This window comes from Nostoc sp., assembly GCF_036917935.1.
In the GTDB taxonomy this organism is placed as follows: domain Bacteria; phylum Cyanobacteriota; class Cyanobacteriia; order Cyanobacteriales; family Nostocaceae; genus Nostoc.
Genome location: NZ_JBALEL010000062.1, coordinates 150,276 through 169,825 on the forward strand (window position 1 = coordinate 150,276; position 19,550 = coordinate 169,825).

The 19,550-nt window shown below is 42.5% G+C and carries 14 protein-coding genes; 8 read left to right on the plus strand and 6 right to left on the minus strand.

Annotated elements, in window-relative coordinates; genetic code table 11:
* The first annotated feature begins 1,053 nt into the window (after positions 1 to 1,053).
* From V7K62_RS27290 to V7K62_RS27315, 6 genes are all read left to right on the plus strand, one after another.
* Entirely contained in the window at positions 1,054 to 2,283 is a 1,230-nt protein-coding gene (locus V7K62_RS27290; RefSeq protein WP_334869681.1) for a sedoheptulose 7-phosphate cyclase, read from the plus strand.
* A 4-nt stretch (positions 2,284 to 2,287) separates the two neighbouring features.
* Positions 2,288 to 3,121: an O-methyltransferase gene (locus tag V7K62_RS27295; protein ID WP_334869684.1), complete on the plus strand. Its 834-nt coding sequence runs from the start codon at positions 2,288 to 2,290 to the stop codon at positions 3,119 to 3,121.
* Between the two features lie 207 nt (positions 3,122 to 3,328).
* On the plus strand, positions 3,329 to 3,517 hold the full coding sequence (locus V7K62_RS27300; RefSeq protein WP_334869686.1) for a hypothetical protein: 189 nt from the start codon (positions 3,329 to 3,331) through the stop codon (positions 3,515 to 3,517).
* 120 nt (positions 3,518 to 3,637) lie between these two features.
* Entirely contained in the window at positions 3,638 to 4,666 is a 1,029-nt protein-coding gene (locus tag V7K62_RS27305; RefSeq protein ID WP_334869688.1) for a D-alanine--D-alanine ligase family protein, read from the plus strand.
* Between the two features lie 154 nt (positions 4,667 to 4,820).
* Positions 4,821 to 6,200 carry an ATP-grasp enzyme gene (locus tag V7K62_RS27310; RefSeq protein WP_334869690.1) on the plus strand — a complete coding sequence of 460 codons (1,380 nt, stop codon included), beginning with the start codon at positions 4,821 to 4,823 and terminating at the stop codon, positions 6,198 to 6,200.
* A 158-nt stretch (positions 6,201 to 6,358) separates the two neighbouring features.
* Entirely contained in the window at positions 6,359 to 7,687 is a 1,329-nt protein-coding gene (locus tag V7K62_RS27315) for an ATP-grasp domain-containing protein (protein WP_334869692.1), read from the plus strand.
* A gap of 363 nt (positions 7,688 to 8,050) precedes the next feature.
* On the opposite strand, the gene V7K62_RS27320 is transcribed toward V7K62_RS27315, so the two are convergent.
* The gene (locus tag V7K62_RS27320) at positions 8,051 to 10,636 is read right to left on the minus strand and encodes a GAF domain-containing protein (RefSeq protein WP_334869694.1); all 2,586 of its coding nucleotides are present in this window, start codon (positions 10,634 to 10,636) and stop codon (positions 8,051 to 8,053) included.
* 713 nt (positions 10,637 to 11,349) lie between these two features.
* Between V7K62_RS27320 and V7K62_RS27325 the strand changes: the two genes are divergently transcribed.
* A complete protein-coding gene (locus tag V7K62_RS27325) occupies positions 11,350 to 12,327 on the plus strand; it encodes an SDR family NAD(P)-dependent oxidoreductase (RefSeq protein ID WP_334869696.1) in 978 nt (325 codons plus the stop codon).
* 110 nt (positions 12,328 to 12,437) lie between these two features.
* The gene (locus V7K62_RS27330) at positions 12,438 to 14,750 is read left to right on the plus strand and encodes a cation:proton antiporter domain-containing protein (protein ID WP_334869698.1); all 2,313 of its coding nucleotides are present in this window, start codon (positions 12,438 to 12,440) and stop codon (positions 14,748 to 14,750) included.
* A 65-nt stretch (positions 14,751 to 14,815) separates the two neighbouring features.
* On the opposite strand, the gene V7K62_RS27335 is transcribed toward V7K62_RS27330, so the two are convergent.
* The 5 genes from V7K62_RS27335 to V7K62_RS27355 all read right to left on the minus strand — a co-directional run bounded on the left by V7K62_RS27335 (position 14,816) and on the right by V7K62_RS27355 (position 19,542).
* Entirely contained in the window at positions 14,816 to 15,712 is an 897-nt protein-coding gene (locus tag V7K62_RS27335; protein ID WP_334869852.1) for an RNA-guided endonuclease InsQ/TnpB family protein, read from the minus strand.
* A 155-nt stretch (positions 15,713 to 15,867) separates the two neighbouring features.
* Positions 15,868 to 17,652 carry a diguanylate cyclase domain-containing protein gene (locus V7K62_RS27340; protein WP_334869700.1) on the minus strand — a complete coding sequence of 595 codons (1,785 nt, stop codon included), beginning with the start codon at positions 17,650 to 17,652 and terminating at the stop codon, positions 15,868 to 15,870.
* A gap of 9 nt (positions 17,653 to 17,661) precedes the next feature.
* Positions 17,662 to 18,642, minus strand: a complete 981-nt coding sequence (locus V7K62_RS27345) for an ABC transporter substrate-binding protein (protein ID WP_334869702.1) — start codon at positions 18,640 to 18,642, stop codon at positions 17,662 to 17,664.
* A gap of 346 nt (positions 18,643 to 18,988) precedes the next feature.
* Positions 18,989 to 19,240 (minus strand): hypothetical protein, encoded by a 252-nt coding sequence (locus V7K62_RS27350; protein WP_334869704.1) that lies wholly within the window; start codon positions 19,238 to 19,240, stop codon positions 18,989 to 18,991.
* An 83-nt stretch (positions 19,241 to 19,323) separates the two neighbouring features.
* Positions 19,324 to 19,542 (minus strand): Hfq-related RNA-binding protein, encoded by a 219-nt coding sequence (locus tag V7K62_RS27355; protein WP_334869706.1) that lies wholly within the window; start codon positions 19,540 to 19,542, stop codon positions 19,324 to 19,326.
* Between the last annotated feature and the right edge of the window lie 8 nt (positions 19,543 to 19,550).

Genomic DNA, 19,550 nt, shown 5'->3' on the forward strand with positions numbered 1-19,550 from the left:
TTTGTATTATTCTAATGTTATGATTTATGTTGTGGTTTTCAGTTACCAACTAGTAAATCATTTGCTAATTTAAGCTATTTTAGCTTAAATTAGGACTAAGAAGGCAATTTAAGCAAACTTAGAAACTTTTAACACACACAACCATTCCTTAAAAAAGTTAAATTTTTGTTACAAGTAAGTCAGATATATTTAAATTCTGAATTTTCAGGAGTTGCTGAGGTAGGCATGTTTAATACTGAGCAGTAAATTGACTGAATGAAAGAGATATTCTACGGTCATTCGGAATATAATGCAGTGAGTCATCTTGGTTTTTAGCCATTTTATGCTTTGAGACTAATGCAAAAAACAGCGAGATGAGGATTAATCATGCCTGTAATATCAAATGTCAGCCTGGATATAGACAATATGAGTAGTTTACTAAAATATGAGTTTTGCAAAGTCTAACAGTCGGAAAATTGCTAGAGACAAACATAGTGGAGTTAATAAAAATTCAGATAAGCTTCCTAAAATTTCACTGTTATTCTGAAGCAAATAGAATGTAGCGAGTTTAGTAATGTAAGGTTTGATATTAATGCTAAAAAACAGCGGACTAACGATTAATCAGGGTTCTAATCTCAAATTGAAGCTTGGAGATCAACTATACAATCAGTTGTCTCGGCTAGAATTTTTGCGGAATCGTACAGTTGGAAAGCCACTATATTTAGATATAGTGGAATAAATCTGAATTCAGATGAATTTCCCAAATTTAAAGTCAACAATCCACAGAAGAAGTAGGCAAGTATTATGCCAATATATTGCAAGTGGGTCTAGTTGACTAGTTTGAGGTTACGCCGAATTAAAGGTTAACCCACCGACAAAATTTACTCAAATGAATGGTGTTGTTTAAAAACATTGCCAGTCAGTAATCAGCGTTAGCTTTTTATTGAAAGCTTATTTTGTATTGTCTTTTATCTGAAAGGGTAAAAAGCATAGTTGCTTGCTGGCATACATTCGGGTAAATCGCAATTATTACCGAAATCTCACAATTTTTTAATTGGAATAAGGTCAACACAGATGAATAAAGTTCAAGCATCATTTGAAGCTACAGAAGCTGCGTTTCACGTGCAAGGTTACGAAAAAATCGATTTTAGTCTTGTCTATGTGAATGGTGCATTTGATATTGAAAACAGAGAAATTGCAGATAGCTACGCAAAATTTGGTCGCTGTTTGACTGTAATTGATGCCAATGTTCATGAGCTTTATGGCGATCAGATCAGGTCATATTTTAGACACTATGACATTGAACTGACAGTATTTCCGATCATCATTACAGAGCCAGCTAAAACCCTGGCAACGTTTGAAAAAATTGTTGATGCTTTTTCCGATTTTGGCTTAGTTCGTAAAGAACCAGTCTTAGTAGTTGGTGGTGGTCTAGTTACTGATGTGGCTGGGTTTGCTTGTGCTTCTTACCGTCGTAAGAGCAACTATATCCGCATTCCTACCACATTGATTGGTTTAATCGATGCAGGTGTAGCGATTAAGGTAGCAGTTAATCATCGTAAGGAAAAAAATCGCTTGGGAGCATATCATGCACCTTTGAAAGTCATCCTGGATTTCTCATTTTTGAAAACCTTGCCAACAGCTCAAGTTCGTAATGGGATGGCAGAGTTGGTGAAAATTGCGGTAGTTTCTAACTCGGAAGTCTTTGAACTGCTATACGAATATGGCGAAGAACTACTTTCCACTCACTTTGGACATGTGAATGCGACACCGGAAATTAAAGAGATTGCCCATAAAGTCAACTACGAAGCAATCAAAACCATGTTGGAGTTAGAGACTCCTAACTTGCATGAAATAGACCTCGATCGCGTCATTGCTTACGGTCATACTTGGAGTCCTACCCTAGAATTAGCACCTCAGATACCCCTATATCATGGTCATGCGGTCAATATAGATATGGCTTTATCTGCAACCATTGCAGCACAACGGGGCTATATTCCCACAGGAGAGCGCGATCGCATCCTAGACTTGATGAGTCGTATCGGTTTATCACTCGATCATCCTCTACTAGATGGAGATTTGCTCTGGTATGCTACTCAGTCTATAAGCTTGACACGAGATGGTAAGCTACGTGCAGCCATGCCTTGTCCGATTGGTGAGTGCTTCTTTGCCAACGATTTGACTCGTGAAGAACTTGATGCTGCCCTAGCTGAACACAAACGTCTTTGTGCTAAATATCCTCGTGGCGGAAAAGGTGTTGACGCATACATTGAAAATCAAGAAGCCAAGCTAGTAGGGGTGTGAAAATATGACGAGTGTTGTAGGACGAGAAATAGCTAGACCGATAACCCCACATAGCATCTTAGTAGCCCAGCTACAGCAAACCCTCAAATTAGCCGAAGAGAACAACATTCCCGTAGAGATATTAGATTCTTTGCGGCAGGGAGTTCAATTAGCGGCGGGTTTAGATCCCTACTTGGATGATTACACCACCTCGGAATCGAGCTACTTGACAGCATTGGCGCAAAAAACAAGCATTGAAGACTGGAGCAAGCGCTTCAGCGATGGTGAAACAGTGCGTCAACTAGAGCAGGAGATGCTCTCAGGACATCTGGAAGGACAGACATTGAAAATGTTTGTTCATATCACCAAGGCAAAGCGCATTCTAGAAGTAGGAATGTTCACAGGGTATTCAGCCTTAGCGATGGCAGAAGCATTACCAAGTGATGGGCAACTTATCGGTTGCGAAGTAGATCCTTATGTTGCTCAATTTGCTCAAGCTTGCTTTAGTGAGTCTCCTGACGGTGACAAAATCGTTGTGGAAGTGGCACCTGCTCTAGAGACACTACATAAGCTGGCTGCCAGAAATGAAGTATTTGATCTGATCTTCATTGATGCGGATAAAAAAGAGTATGTAGAGTACTTCCAGACCATTTTGGATAGTAACTTACTGACTGCCGACGGTTTAATCTGTGTGGATAACACTTTGTTGCAGGGACAAGTTTACCTACCACCGGAACAACGCACCGCCAACGGTGAAGCGATCGCTCAGTTCAATCGTGTTGTCGCTGCCGATCCTCGTGTAGAGCAAGTTCTCTTACCGATTCGAGATGGTATAACCCTGATTAGACGCGTTGTGTAATCGAGAGATGAGCCGAGAAGTCTGAGCCGAATAGCACTAAGAAAAGCCCAAAGGCTTGTGTCGCCTCGTTCCCAGTCTTAAGACTGGGAATGTATTCCGAGAGGGCTGCTGCCTCTCGTCAAGAAAGAGGAGGCGGCAGCCCTCCCAGGATGGGTTCCCAGCCTCTAGGCTGGGAACCAGTTAGGGCAAGGGCTGTATCTTAACTTAGTGCCATTCAAGTCTGAGCCTTGGCTCAGACTTGAAAGCGATGAAGAAGATAAGGGACTGACAAATAAAAAAATATCCCAAAACCGACGCAAAAATTCTCTCTGTGTTCTCTGCATCTGGAGTGGTAGCCTGCGGCAAGCCGCTTCTCTGCGAGAGGCTTCGCCAATGCGTCTACGTTTCTTTGGATAATTTATTTCTTGTAAGTCCCTAAGAAGGAATAATTTCCGCTTGCTTCCTCATCTCTTCTCAAGCAATTTTTGCAATCGTAGTTGTTATATAAAAATACAACGGTACTTAGGAAGATGAATCATGCCAGTACTTCGTATCCTTCATTTAGTTGGATCTGCATACAATCATTTTTATTGTGAGTTGTCACGTAATTACGCCCAAAGCTGTCTGGTAGCTACGGCAAATCCATCGCTCTATGACTTTCTGATTGCATACATCACACTTGATGGCCAATGGCGATTTCCTTCCTCTCTCAGTCTAGAAGATATTGCTATCGCTAAACCGATGCCTCTATCAGATGCCATACAGTTTATAACAGCGCAAAACATTGACCTTATGTTGCCACAAATGTTTTGTCTCCCTGGAATGACTGACTACCGGGCACTATTCGACTTGCTAAAGATCCCTTATATAGGCAATACTCCAGATGTTATGGCACTCACGGCCCACAAAGCCAGAACTAAAGCAATTGTCGCAGCAGCAGGGGTGAAAGTCCCTTCTGGAGAATTGCTTCGAGAAGGAGACGTGCCGACAATTACACCTCCAGTAGTCATCAAACCCGCAAATGCCGACAACTCTTTAGGGGTGTCCTTAGTCAAAGAAAAGAGTGAGTATGACGCTGCCTTGAAGAAAGCATTTGAATTTGCTTCGGAGGTAATCGTAGAAACATTCATTGAAGCTGGTCGAGAAGTCAGATGCGGCGCTATTGTCAAAGATGGGGAACTAATCGGTTTACCCCTTGAAGAGTATCAGATAGACCCCCAAGTAAGACCCATCCGCAGCTATACTGACAAATTCAAAATACCAATCGAGGGCGACTTGGCTTCAACTGCTAAAAATTATGTTCCAGGTTGGATTGTAGATATTAATGACCCGATCACCCAAAAGGTTCAGCAAGAAGTTAAGAAGTGTCATTTGGCTTTGGGCTGTCGTCATTATAGTTTATTTGACTTCCGGATCGACCCACAGGGACAACCTTGGTTCTTAGAAGCCGGGTTGTTTTGTATTTTTGACCACAACGCGGTGATTGCCTGTACAGCGAACGCAGCGGGAATTCCTTTAAATGAGTTATTTATGACGGCAATCAATGAAGCGTTGGACATAATCTGATGTCCGGCAAATCACCTTTTTAGCTTTCTTGTGACTTGGAATAGCACAAGGTCTTCGCTAGCGACAAGTAAGGGAAGGAGCGCATCTTCCTTGTTGCCTTAACCTCTGACTCGCCACCAGCCAGAGATTCCACTATCATGTCACAATTACAACTATGAGAAAGCAGATTTTTGCAATCTTCCAAAACTTGGGCACTCTTGCATTACTGGCGATCGCATTTCCCTTTAACTGCACTGTCGTACTTACATTGCTGCTGTGGAATTTTTTCAGCCGATCGGATGCTAATCTTGTGGTTTTAAACGAGAATCCGAAAAATATCTTGATCGGTGGTGGTAAAATGACCAAAACCCTTCAGCTAGCGCGTTCATTTCACGCGGCAGGGCATCGAGTCATTTTATTCGATCTCGAAAAATACTGGTTCAGTGGTTATCGATTTTCTAACTCTGTGGCTGGCTTTTACACAGTTCCTGACTCACAAGAAGACTTAGAAGGCTATACTCAAGCCGTGCGGGCGATCGCCAAAAAGGAAAACATAGACTTTTTTGTCCCGGTAGGCATTTTTGCTGCCAGCTACTTTGACTCGGAGCGCAAGCCAGTGTTATCAGGCTATTGTGAGAATTTCCACTTCGATGCTGATACAATGAGTATGCTGGATAACAAGTTTACCTTTGCAGAAATTGCACGCTCACTCTCGCTATCTGTCGCGAAAACCTTCTTAATTACAGATTCCGAACAAGTTCTTAAATTCGACTTTACCAACGAAAAACGCAAGTACATTCTCAAAAGTATTGTCTATGACTCTGTTTTACGCTTGGATCTAACTAAGCTACCAATGGATTCTCAAGCAAAAATGGCGCTTCATGTCCAAAGCAAGCCAATTAGTAAAGATAAGCCTTGGGTATTGCAAGAATTTATTCCTGGAACAGAATACTGTACTCACAGCACAGTGAGAAATGGTGAATTAACGGTACACTGCTGCTGCAAATCATCTGCTTTTCAAGTCAATTACGAAAACGTCGATCACCCAGAAATTAAAGAGTGGGTGAGTCATTTTGTCAAAGAACTACAACTGACTGGACAAATTTCTTTTGACTTCATTCAGGCGGAAGATGGAACGATTTATGCGATCGAGTGCAACGCCCGTACTCACTCGGCGATTACAATGTATTATAACCATCCAGGTTTAGCGGCTGCCTATTTTAGTAAAGAGCCTCCAGCTGAACCTCTGCAACCTCTGAGTAATAGTAAGCCTATTTATTGGCTTTATCACGAACTTTGGCGACTTAATGAAATTAGATCGTTAAAGCAGTTGCAAAAGTGGTTTAAAAATATTTGGCAAGGAAAGGATGCAATCTTTGAAGTAAACGACCCTCTACCGTTCTTAATGGTACATCACTGGTACATTCCTTTACTATTACTCGATAGTTTGCGCTCCTTAAGAACTTGGGTGAGGATTGATTTTTGCATTGGGAAACTCATACAGTTTGGAGAAGACGTAAAATATAAAACCTCTATCTCTGCAACCCCTGAGTGATAATCAGCCTATTTATTGGCTTGCTCACGAACTTTGGAGACTTAATGAATTAAATCCTTAAAAAGGAAGCAGGGGCAGGATCGCATCTCCTTGTCTCTTTAACCTCTTCCTATGCACCAGCCACTGATTCCACTATCATCTCAAAATTCTAACTAACTATGAGAAAGCATATTTTTGTAGTGTTCCAAAACTTGGGCACTCTTGTATTACTGGCGATCGCATTTCCCTTAAACTGTATCGTTGTTTTAACATCGCTACTGGGGAACTTTCTTAAGCAACCATTCAGTAAGTCAATTGTTGTCAATCCCAATTCCAAAAATATCTTGATTGCTGGCGCCAGAATGACTAAAACCCTTCAGCTAGCGCGTTCATTTCATGCGGCTGGGCATCGGGTGATTATAATTGATATTGAGAAATACTGGTTAAGTGGTAATAAATATTCCAACTCAGTTGCAGGCTTTTATACCGTTCCCGATCCCAGTAAAGACTTAGAAGGCTACATTGAAACCCTACACGCGATCGCCAAAACAGAAAAGATCGACTTTTTTATCCCGGTAGCGATTTTTTCCGTCATTCACTACGATCGAGGCCAGCCACCATTACCAGACTGTGTAGAGTTCTTCCACTTCGATGCTGAGATCACGAAGATCCTGGATGATAAGTTTGCCTTTGCCGAAACAGCGCGATCGTTCGGTTTATCTGTCCCCAAATCCTTCAAAATTACCGATCCCGAACAAGTCCTCAACTTCGACTTTTCTCAGGAGAAGTGCAAATACATTCTTAAAAGCATCCCCTACGATCAAGTGCGTCGCTTGAATCTCACCAAGCTACCTTGCGATACAAATTCACAAACAGCAGCATTTGTCAAGAGTCTGCCGATCAGTGAGGAGAACCCCTGGATTATGCAGGAATTCATCCCTGGAAAGGAATACTGCACTCACACTACCGCGCGAGATGGAGAGTCAAGAATGTACTGCTGCTGTGAGTCATCCGCCTTTCAAGTCAACTACGAAAACGTTGATCAGCGAGAAATTATGCAATGGGCGAGTCATTTTACCAAAGAACTGGGAAAAACCGGGCAACTTTCGTTTGACTTCATCCAGGCAGAAGACGGAACTGTTTACGCGATTGAGTGTAACCCCCGTACTCACACCGCCATTACGATGTTTTACAACCATCCAGGAGTAGCGGATGCCTATCTTGGTAAAGACCCTCTGGCTGAATCTTTGCAGCCTCTTGCTGATAGTAAGCCAACCTATTGGCTGTATCACGAAGTTTGGCGGCTGAATGAGATTAGATCGTTTAAGCAACTGCAAAGTTGGGTAAGAAACATCAGGCGGGGGAAAGAAGCAATTTTTGAGGTGAGTGATCCCTTACCCTTCCTGATGGTACATCACTGGCAAATTCCCTTACTCATTCTCGACAATTTACGAAGACTCAAAGGTTGGATAAGAATAGATTTTAATATGGGCGAGCTTATAGAGTAATACCTCTTGCAAAAGTCCCTAACACCCCACCCCCAACCCCTCCCCGATGCTTTGGGGCTACGGTGCACACACAAGTCGAAAAAAGTTCGATTTCCCATTCTTTTCTCGTTCCCATGCAGAGCATTTTCTCGTTCCCAGTCTCCGACTGGGAATGGCTGATTAGAGGCTCTGCCTCCAGTTATAGATTGAGTCAGAGACTCAATGAATGCATTCCCAGTCGGAGACTGGGAACGAGGCAATCTAAAAGTTAGTTGTAGACTTGCTTTCAGCTTAAGTTGACACCAATGAGTAATGCTGTGCCCTTACAAAAGATGTTTCCTAGTTACAAGCCCCAACCGAAAAGTCGGTCGGGCAGTTGAGCAGTTATTTTTCCAGAAATGTCCAGACTCCTTCATCCCAATCTGATTCTGTTGGGGGTGATTGTAACCAATGCTGACAACGCAACAGATGCAACATCGCAGCTTTGTCCTGATTGTCTGCTGCCAAAACATTAGCAAACTCAGCTCTTGCAAGATAAAACTCCCGCTTGAGGTAATACTCACGCCCTTTCTGATAATGTTCAATCACTTGCAATTTTTCGCTTTCAATCGGATTGGAACGCAAACCGAGTAATTCATATATGGCTACTGGCTCATTTCTGCCCTTGACACGAATGTAATCTAGTTCCCTAGCCCAAATATTATCTTGGCATGGTTTAAAAGTGTTATGGCTAATAATAATATCGCAACCATACTGTTTACTGACACTTTCTAATCGGGAGCCAAGATTAACGCCATCGCCAATGGCGGTAAATTCCATTCGTTTACTAGAGCCAATATTCCCACTAATCACGGTATCAGAATTGATGCCAATGCCGATCTTGATTTTGGGCTTATTAGCTGCGTGGCGACGTTGATTAAATTCGTGCAGACGAACGCGCATTTCTAAGGATGTTTGCACTGCCATCCAAGCATGTTCTTCTAATGGTAGGGGAGAACCAAATACAGCCATGATGGCGTCGCCGATGTATTTATCAAGGGTGCCTTTATGTTTAAAAACTGCCTCCACCATTGATTCAAAATATTCATTGAGCATACTTACCACTTCTTCTGCTTCCAAGGTTTCGGTTAAAGTGGTGTAGCCGCGAATATCGGAAAATAAAATCGAAACTTCTTTACGAGCGCCTCCTAGTTTAGCGTCATCCAATTTCAGCAATTCTTCGGCTAATTCCTGGGTCATGTAGCGGTACATTGTACTCTTGAGCCGCTTCTCATCACTGATATCTTCCATTACCACCAGCGCCCCACGGATTTGCTCTTGGTCGCTAGCATCGGCAATTGTGTTAATTGATAAATTAATACTGTGCGGTTTTATGCTATTGGTTATGAGTGTGCGATCGGGGTAATATTGCTGGCGGCCTTTTAAGTCAACTGCGTGTAAAGCATCCTGATACCACTTGCTAAAGTCACCTTCTTTGAGGGCGATCGCATCAGTAACTAGTTTACCTTCTAAACGGTCTTCTGGCTCAAGTCCTAGCAAACGCTTGGCGCTTTCATTGGCGGCGATAATTAATCCAGTTTTATCAGTGGAAACCACTCCATTGGAAAGACTACGCAAAATGTCCCGTTGCATTTGTTCTTGTTGCTTGACTGTGGCAAACAATTGGGCATTATGTAGTGCTACTCCGGCTTGAATATTAAAAGCTTCCATGAACTCTTCATCGTTGCGGTCAAAGCTAGCTTGGAAGCAGTCGGGAGCTTTCGGCCAATCAGCTGGATTATAAGGGGGAAAATCACCAGATTTCTTTTTATTTACAAGCTGGGTAACGCCAATTAGTTGTTCATCGCCGTTAAATACTGGCATACAAAGCAAGCTACAAGTGCGATAGCCATTTTCCTCGTCGAATTTTCGGGATGTCTCCGAGTCAGGATGGTCGTGCAAGTCAAAGGCAATATTGAGTTTCTTGCCAGAAGCCGCGACTAGACCAGCAAAACCTATACCTATGGGGACTCGCAACTCTTTAGTTGAACCATCATCCTGGGTGATTTTCGTCCACAATTCATGGCGATCGCGGTCTATTAACCATAGTGTACTGCGATCGGCATTCATCAGTTCCTTGGCTTCATCCATCACCCGCTTCAGGGTGTCTTCTAAGTCGAGACTGCTTTGAGAGAGAGACTTAATCGCCTTCATCAGCGCCGCCACTGCTCTTTGTTTTTGGGTGGCGATATAAAAAGAGCGCGAGGACTCTAAAATTAGGCGAATCGAAGGGGCAAATTCTTGAAATAATTGTTCGTCAGTACAGGTAAAACCTTTGGTATCAATACGCTCTCCTAGTGGAGTATCGTGATTATGCCCAGATTTTAATTTATTCAGTAATTGTACTACCGCAACTAATTGCCCATGTTCATTTAAGAGTGGCAAAGCTAGCATGGTGTAGGTGCGGTAGCCAGTTCTTTTTTCTTGTTCTTGGGCAAAATGCGATCGCGGGTCACTATAAAAATCAAAGGGAATATTAATAACTTCCTTGAAAGTGGCGACTTCCCCAGCAATGCCTTTATTTGCGGGTATGCGAATTTCTAAAGAGCGACCGCCCTCCGCCTCAGCTAAAATTGACCAGAGTTCTTGTTTTTCTTCATCCAATAAAAATATCGTCGTCCGGTCTGCCCCCAGTAATTCCCCGGTTTTCAAGGTAATCGAATGCAACATTTCTTGCAGAAGAGTTTCAAATCCCTGAGAATCCAGCATTGATAGGGTTTGATGGACAATCTGTAATTTTTGCTCGACATCCCTAACCACCTGTTTAAAAGTATCCTGAGTCAGGGGAGCAAGAAACGTAGAAAAAGTTCCTTGTCTTCTGGCAAGAGCGCCCACAGGAGCAGAATTTGCTTGTAATTCGAGGTTTTCTTGGTTGTGAACACTAATAATCAAATTGGTGGTCTCCCCATAACTTCCTTGATACGCTGACATAAGTGGTATTTTATATAGCAGGATGAGATTTTAGGTTTAACAATTAAGTTTATGTAGATGGTGTTAAAAGCAACAATTACTCGACATTATCCATAGTTTAATCGCTTGTTTAGCCAGCGTCATCCTGTGATATCAAGGCAAAAACGGATTACCAGCAAAAATGGCTTGACCAGAAACCCTTCCCACTGGTGGATACAGATGATAAGTAGAGGGTCAGACCCCTCATATTAAACGATAAGACAATGTTTTCCGCAGGTATCGATTTTTAGTCTTGCCAATATGTTGCAGGGGTACACCAATAAGCATTGCCGTGTCTGTAGGGGCATTACCTGAAAATAGCTGTAAATTATAAGCAATTCTACGGAGATGGTCTTAGCTCTAGCTCAACTGCGATCGCCTCCTTTCGCAGATATGCCAGTTTGAAAAAGGTAAAAAATACTAGTCCCCTGCTTAGAGGTTGTTTTAAAAGTGGTTGGCTGTGATTTTAGGCATTTATTGATCCCCCCTAGCCCCCCTTCAAAAGGGAGGAACCGGATCAAAGTCCCCCAATTGATCCGGGGATTTAGAGGGTTCTAGAACGTTTTGCTACCGACAAGAGGACTTTGGAACTAAAGAAAAACCGATAGAAATAGAAGTTGTTTCTGTCACAGCCACGAAAGAATATTGTAATAATCAATATTTAACGGTAAAAGATTAGGCACAAATGAGCGATCATGAAACACCTCGAAGGTAAAGTGGCTTTGGTAACAGGTGCGACGCGAGGAATTGGTAGGGGAATTGCCATTGGTCTTGGTGAAGCAGGTGCAACTGTATACGTCACGGGTCGCAGCCTCAACAACTCTTCTAGTGATGGGGTTTCAGGGAGTCTTGGTGAAACGAAATCAGCCATTGAGGAAGTCGGTGGTGTATGCATTCCCGTCCAAGTAGACCACAGTGAGGATGAACAGGTGCGTTTGCTGTTTGATCGCATTCAAGATGAGCAAAATGGTCAACTCGACCTACTGGTAAATAATGCCTACTCAGGAGTTCAGGCAGTAAAAGACGCTTATGGGCAGCCCTTTTGGGATTGTGAACCAAGTCTTTGGGATGCTAGTAACAACGTTGGTCTTCGTAGCCACTATGTAGCAAGTGTTTTTGCAGCCCGAATGATGACTAAGCGTAATTCTGGACTAATTTGCACCATTTCCTCGTGGGGTAGTATGTCTTATATCTTTAATACAGCTTATGGTGTTGGTAAAGCAGCAAGCGATCGCCTAGCATCTGATATGGCTGTTGAGTTAAAGCCTCATAATGTTGCTTCTGTTTCAATTTGGCCAGGTATTGTTGGTACTGAGCTTTTCTCCCGTTTTGCTTCTGAGATGAATCAAACCAATGCTACTGACCTGAAAAACTCATTAATTAGCGATCGCTACAACTGGGAAACTCCTTTATTAACTGGACGAGCGATCGCTGCACTTGCTGGTGAGCCAAATATAATACGCCGTACAGGACGTGTGCAGATTGTTGCCGAACTAGCTAAGAAATATAATCTTGTAGATGAAAATGGCCATCAGCCCGCATCGCTACGCTCTTTGCGTTTTGTGCTGCCGGCTGCATTGCCCATACTGAGAAAGTATTCATGGCTCATACCCGATATTAAAATGCCGTGGTCACTGCTATTATTGAGTGCCCTCGGTTCGCCTAAAATTTAATCGGCAATGCCCAAGATCCAAATTCTGTCACACCTTCACCAAACAAGCTGTTTGAGATCATAAAACTTTGTATGCTGAATTAATAGGTCTTAATAGTTCTTTGAAAACTGGTGCAAGAAGATTTTAGGTTAATTGTTGATTTAGTTTTAGTTCTAGGCGTTGCAGCCTGTGGCGGACTATTAGCGGCACTTTTGCAACAACCCGTGCTGCTGGGGTATCTGATTGGCGGGATAGTCATTGGGCCAACGGGACTGGGACTGATTAAAGAAGTGATTCAAGTAGAGACTCTGGCACAGTTCGGAGTCGCCTTTTTGTTATTCGCCTTGGGTGTCGAATTTTCCTTTGCGGAACTCAAGAAAGTAAAAGCGATCGCTCTTGGTGGAGGTGGACTCCAGATTGCTTTGACGATTTTGGTAACAGTATTGCTATGCGGGTTAAGCGGAGCCTGGGGAGCCTTACCTGCTAAGGGGATGTTTTTGGGGTGTATTCTGTCCTTGTCTTCCACAGCGGTTGTCCTCAAGTGCTTGATGGAGCGCAACGAAACCGAAACCCCTCACGGGCAAGTGATGCTGGGTATTTTGGTAGTACAAGACTTAGCACTAGGACTGATGTTAGCAGTCTTACCAGCCCTCAACCAACCAGCAGAAACTATTGGCATCGCCGTGCTAACAGCGCTAGCTTCCATTGCTTTATTTGCGGCTGGGGCAGTAGCTGCGGGGATTTGGCTGATACCGCCTTTGTTGCGACTGTTAGCGGGTACTGAAAGCAAAGAACTATTTTTATTAGGAGTTGTAGCCCTATGTTTGGGCATTGCCCTGTTGACAGAGCATTTGGGACTGTCGATTGAAATGGGGGCATTTGTCGCGGGTTTGATGATTTCTGAGGTGGAGTATGCCGATCAAACCCTGACTTATGTCGAACCACTGCGAGATATCTTTGCCAGTTTGTTTTTTGCCGCCATTGGGATGTTAATTGACCCAGTGTTTTTGTGGAACAACCTAGAATTGATTTTGGGATTGGTGGCAATAGTTTTCGTCGGTAAATTTTTGATTATCACGCCCCTAGTAAAACTATTCCGCTACCCTTTGAAAACAGCCATCATCGCCGGTTTGGGACTGGCGCAAATTGGGGAATTTTCCTTTGTTCTCGCTAGTGAAGGGCAGTCTTTGGGGCTGGTGTCCCGACAAATATACTTATTAATTTTGGGAACCACCGCAGTCACTCTCATGCTGACTCCTTTTGTACTGCGGTTAGTGCCATTTTTATTTAACTTTGCCGAATCAATGCCTTGGTTAAAACCGTACTTAGAAGAAGATGAAGCGCGGGATGTGTCGGAAGATTTGCCCTTCAAAGACCATGTGGTAGTCTGCGGCTATGGGCGAGTCGGCAAGAATTTGGTGAAGTTGTTGCTGCAACACGACCTACCTGTGGTAGTAATCGACCAATCGGAGAGTAGAATTCAACAGTTACGTGAGGCTGGGGTGTCTTATGTCTATGGTAATTGTGTGAGTTTACACGTTCTGGAAACTGCCGGGGTGAATCATGCCAAAGGAATGGCGATCGCACTCCCTGACCCCATGAGTACTCGTCTTTGCTTGAAACGCGCTTTGGAATTGCGCCCAGAATTAGATTTAGTTGTCCGTGCTACCCAGGATAAAAATATTGAGGTGCTGTATCAATTGGGAGCTAGGGAAGTTGTGCAACCAGAGTTTGAAGCCAGCTTAGAAATGGCAACCTATTTATTAACTGGCTTAGGCTTATTGTCGCCAGCTGTCGTCCAACGAGAAATGCAGCAAATCCGCAACGATCATTATTTAGATTTGCGGCCAGAGCGTTCTGCCACTGAAGTCGCCCGCGATTTGCGCCAAGCAACCCGCGATTTAAATCAGCGTTGGTATCCTTTACCAGCTGATTCGCCCTTAATTGGCATGACCTTAGAAGAAGCAGATATGCGCTATTTAACAGGAGCGAGTTTGATGGCAATTCGCCGCGCTAACGGCGATGAAATCGATTATCCCAATAATCAAACCAAATTGGCACAAGGCGATCGCTTGCTGATGGTGGGAGCAGATGAAGAACTGGCGGCTTTGGCAGAATTCGCTAAGGGACAGGCGGCTGTTCCCGGAGAAAATAGTGCTTGTCAGTGGGTTACAGTTAATGCAGATGCGCCAACGCTAGGTAAAACTCTTGCAGATTTAGATATCGCCAAGCAATATGGAGTACAAGTACAGGCGATCCGGCGAGATGGGAAGTTTATCCGCTATCCTGATGGCGGTATGGATTTGCGAATTAGCGACCAAGTTTTGTTATGTGGTGGTTTGACAGGTTTGAGTCAATTAGAACAGTTATTTGCGATCGCTAATAAAGTACCCCTTTCTATACCAGTGGTGCAAGCTACTGAGGTAGAAGCGCTTAAAGATTAACTAATTCGTAATTCAGAAATGTAGAGTTTTTGACATACTCCCCGGCGTAAACGCACGGGGATTCTTCACGCTTCATCGACAGATACAACCGTTGTAGTTTTACTCCGTCTCGACGTGCATTTAGAGTCGTGGCAATGCCCTATCCCGACTTTTTCTATATTTTTCGCAGCGTTAGAGTCGCGCTCGTGTTCAATTCCGCAATTTAGACACTTAATCTCGCGTATCTTTAAATCAAGCTTGCCCCATCTGTAGCCGCATCCCGAACAAATTTGGCTCGTCGGCTCCCAACGACTAATAACAACAAACTCACGTCCAAACTTCTGAGATTTCGTCTCGCATAATGTCCGAAATTCATGCCATCCCTGAAGACTGATTGCTCTGGCAAGTTTGCGATTTTTCACCATCCCGGACACATTTAAATCTTCCAGAACGATAGTTTCGTTTTCACTAACGACTTTGGTTGATAATTTGTGCAAGAAGTATGAGCGAGTATCTGCAATTTCATTATGCAGCTTTGCAATTTTAATCCGAGTTCTATGCCTGTGCTTTGAGTCTTTAGGCTGACGTGCTAATTTCTTTTGTAATTTCCGAATTTTCCGATCAAGCTTAGAATAGATCGGACTCTCAGCCTTTGTACCATTACTCATAAAAGCAAAGGTCTTTATCCCCAAATCAACACCGACGCTTTGGTTTTTAGCATCAATATTCACTGGTTCGATATCAACTACAAAGCTTAAAAAGTAACGCTCACCGCAGTCTTTTATAATTGTGACTGAACTAGGTTGTGATGGCAATCGTCTTGACCATATAGGGATCACATTGCCTATTTTGGCTAAATAGACACTATCTTTATTGTTAAACCCCGCCCTTAAGGGCGAGGTCTTAATTGAAAAACCACGAAGGGTTAGTGAAAATGCGCGATGTCCAGATCCCCGACTTCTAGAAGAAGTCGGGGATCTAATTTTTCACGAATGATTTGGGATTGCTATATCTAAGGGACTGACAAATAAAAAAATATCCAATTAACTCTTGTGGGGTGGGCGACACGAGAGCCATATCAACTGGGCGCTCATGTTGCCCACCCCACAATATTGGATAATTTATTTCTTGGAGTTCCCTAATAAGTACAATAGCGATCGCGCCCTTCCTTTTTGGCATTGTACATTGCTTTATCGGCTGAAATGATGAGTGTATCTGGCTTGATGTCGTAAGTGGGTATGATAGAAGTAATACCCAAACTAACTGTGACGATATCCCTAATATCAGACTGTGTATGAGGAATGGCCTGATCGTGAATTGCTTGCTGAATTCTTTGTGCTACTTTGATCGCTCCTACTAAGTCAGTATTGGGAAGGAGTACCGAAAATTCTTCTCCTCCGTAACGCGCTACTAAATCAGCAGGATAACGAACCATCTGTTGCACTGTTTGCGCTATTCTAATTAGACAATGATCGCCTTCAACATGACCATAGTAGTCGTTGTAAGATTTGAATTTATCAACATCGAATAAAATCAGTGACAGGGGTTGTTGTTCTCCTGCAAGGCGTTTCCATTCTGCTTGCAATCGCCCATCGAAGCAGCGATGGTTAGCCACCTGAGTCAAACCATCTAGATTTACCAGTAGTTCTAGTTTCTGATTTGCATCTTCTGCTTTTTCTTTAGCAATTACTAACTCTGCTGTTCTCTCTTGTACCCGTTTTTCCAAAGTTTCAAAAGATGTTTTCAACTGAAATGCCATGTTGTTAAACGATTTCGCCAGTTGACCTATTTCATCTTTTGAGCTAATTTTAGCGCGGATATCTAAGTTACCTGCGGTAAACTGGAAAACTATATTGGTAAGGTAAATTATTGGCATTGTTAGCAGTTGCCCAATGGCAAAAGCGATGATTGTCACTACTGAAGCGATAATTGCAAATAGAAACATTGCGTCATGAATTTGCTTTTCTACAGGTGCTAGGGCAACAGCAAGGGGCTGTGCGAACAACACAGACCAAGGTTTATATTTTAAACGAGCGATCGCAATCAAATTAACCTGATTACCTGTTCCTTCTAAAGATGCAATTAAAGACCACTGTTTATTATCCAATGCTTGCTTAAGTTTTAACTCATTAGTTGCCAATTCTTTGACAGGAGAATTAGGCAAACGCCCTTCTGGTTGTAGTTGAGTTACAACATCCAAAGGCAGAGGCACAATTGATTTAAAAAGTAGTTTTGGTGCAGTGCTATGTGCCAGATAAATATTATTTTCATCTAAAAGAATAGCAAAGGATTTTGCCCCAGCCCGTTCAGTTTGTCGAGTTACTAACTGCTGAACAACAGTAGCATCGTATGAAACACGCAATACACCCAATATATCTCCTTTGGCATTGCGAACCGGACTGCTAAAAAAGAGGGTAACAAGGTCAGGAATTATCGGCGATCGCTTCATGCTAGAAACGAAGGATAATCCAGTTTGCAGTGGGTTTTTAAAATAATCTTCAACTGATTCATCTTTGATAATGTCTAGTGTATGTGTATCCAATACATTTTTACCGTTTAAGTCGAGCAAAGCGTATGAGAGAATATTGAGCATATCTTTGCGACTAAGACGGATTAATGTTTCTGTCGCCAATTGCATTTCGGGGCTGTGATCTCGCTGTTTTGGAGTTAGGCTGAGGTAGCGTGCCAAACCTGGTAAAAGTGCCTCTACGCGCACGGAATTGAGATTTCCATCAATAAAAGCATCTATTCTGTTAGTGGTTTCGTTAGCCGCCGCAGATAGGGCTTGTCGAGTGTTGTCAGTTAGTGCTTTTTCAGTTGTGTGTTTGTTGATAAATGCCAATAACAGCAACGGAATTAAAGCAACAATCAGAAACCAAGCGATCAACTTTGTACGGATGCCGCCCAAAAGAGAGTGCTGCATGGCTTTAAACTAGGAGGCAGGGTTCAAGAAGGAAGAATTAAACAAACTTTTGAATTCAGGAATGCGCGTCATATTTCCAGAGCGAATAAAAAAGTCTGCATATATCTTGGCAGTTTTGTAGATGGAGTTAGGGTTGCTAGATTGAAAGAATTTTTGATTTTCACCTAAATCAGTTAGGTTTACTCCCTTCAGAGAGATTGTATTGCTAGGAATTTTTAACGCTTTGCTGATGATAGCGTTTCCTTCCTGAACATTTGCTTTCCAGTAGGTCGAGGCTTGCAGCCATCCTCGCACAAATGCACGAATGTCTTCGGGGCGATCGCGGATTGTATCACCGCGAAAGATTATTATATCTAAAATCAAGCCAGGGGTTTGTTTGCTGGTAAATAGGATATGTCCCCCTAATTTAATAGCTTCAGAAAGATGGGGTTCCCAAGTATGTCCGGCTTGAATAACATTATTTTTCAGGCGTTGAGGAATTTCTAAAGCCTCTAATTTAACCAAGTTCACATCATCGCTGGTTAAGTTGGCAGTTTTCAACATCTCAGTCACGAAAACTTCGCTAAAACCGCCTAGATTTGCGCCCAGTTTTTTCCCTTTCAAGTCAGCGACGGTTTTAATTTGTGGTTGGGCGACTACCACATCTGCTCCTGTTGATTCATCTATAACAAGCACGCCTTGTATATCAGGATTTGTGGCACTCAAGATGATAAAACTTCCCAAGGACGCTGTAATCCCATCATACTTACCCGCACTGAAATTTGCTCTTTCCAATTGGGTGTATCGTTTAGAAATTAGTTCCACATCTACCCCTTGGGTTTTGAAGAATCCTTTTTCTTGAGCAATGATGCCTGGATACTCGCCAACAAAAGATCCAAATGCCACTTTCAAGGGAGAGCGTTTGAATTCGGTTGGTATCCAAGTATGACAAGCAAATAGCAAACAGGCAGTAATGAGAAAAATACTAATGTATCTGAGCAGTTTAAACACAGGATATTTGATATTTTTTAATCATTGACTAACAACTTTTCAACTAAATAAACCATCTTTTACAATTTAAATTGACGAGAAAATTTTTAAATTGGATTTAAAACTTACGGTTTTTGTAACTTACGCAATTAACTATATGAGAAGATTATTATTTGCTTCTAAAGCAGCCTCATAGAATTGATTAATCCTTTTTTCACACATAGGAATCAGATTATCAGATGTTAAAGAATTTTCTTCTATATATTCAAAATTTGAAAAATTATTTTCAGCAAATATATATTTGACACCCAGATATTTCGCTAGTGTATCAAAAATAGTATTTTATGCAAAAGGTTTACGTAAAACATCACACCCGGCTGAAAGAACGATCGCTTTCTCTTCTTCTAAAACACTGGCTGTTAAAGCGATCGCAGCCGTAGCATTGCTCTTGGTAGTGGAGTTGATGTATTTTGTAGCTTCGTAACCTTACATAATAGGCATTCGCATATCCATCCAAATCAGCCGGTGATGGAGGTAGATTGCTGAGAGTTGGTATTAGCGCTACCCAGCAATATAGCGGTTCTCGTTCACGTGAGGTACACCCGTAGGGGCAATTCATGAATTGCCCCTACACATTGCGATATAATTTTGTACCGCATCTGAGTGGGAACCGCTATAAAAGGCAACTAATACCAAAGACTGCTAACTGGTTTTCGGCTTGATGTATGCGATCGCATGTTTCCAAACAGTGGTTTGCTGACTGTTTTCATCAGCAATACAGATACACTGTGGATCTTGCCATAAAACCCTCCCTGTGAGTACATCCTGAGTCACCAGCTTTAACTCTACTGGCGTTGTTTGTTTAATCAGGTTTTGAACTTGTCTAATACTAGGCAAAGTGGTGTCAAATTCGGTAAGCATTTTTAGTA

Excerpts from the sequence above, each read along its gene's own strand:
- V7K62_RS27290 (WP_334869681.1), top strand. The coding sequence starts at position 1,054 with ATGAATAAAGTTCAAGCATCATTTGAAGCTACAGAAGCTGCGTTTCAC.
- V7K62_RS27295 (WP_334869684.1), top strand. The coding sequence starts at position 2,288 with ATGACGAGTGTTGTAGGACGAGAAATAGCTAGACCGATAACCCCACAT.
- V7K62_RS27305 (WP_334869688.1), top strand. The coding sequence starts at position 3,638 with ATGCCAGTACTTCGTATCCTTCATTTAGTTGGATCTGCATACAATCAT.
- V7K62_RS27310 (WP_334869690.1), top strand. The coding sequence starts at position 4,821 with ATGAGAAAGCAGATTTTTGCAATCTTCCAAAACTTGGGCACTCTTGCA.
- V7K62_RS27315 (WP_334869692.1), top strand. The coding sequence starts at position 6,359 with ATGAGAAAGCATATTTTTGTAGTGTTCCAAAACTTGGGCACTCTTGTA.
- V7K62_RS27320 (WP_334869694.1), bottom strand. The coding sequence starts at position 10,636 with ATGTCAGCGTATCAAGGAAGTTATGGGGAGACCACCAATTTGATTATT.
- V7K62_RS27325 (WP_334869696.1), top strand. The coding sequence starts at position 11,350 with ATGAAACACCTCGAAGGTAAAGTGGCTTTGGTAACAGGTGCGACGCGA.
- V7K62_RS27340 (WP_334869700.1), bottom strand. The coding sequence starts at position 17,652 with ATGCAGCACTCTCTTTTGGGCGGCATCCGTACAAAGTTGATCGCTTGG.
- V7K62_RS27350 (WP_334869704.1), bottom strand. The coding sequence starts at position 19,240 with ATGAATTGCCCCTACGGGTGTACCTCACGTGAACGAGAACCGCTATAT.
- V7K62_RS27355 (WP_334869706.1), bottom strand. The coding sequence starts at position 19,542 with ATGCTTACCGAATTTGACACCACTTTGCCTAGTATTAGACAAGTTCAA.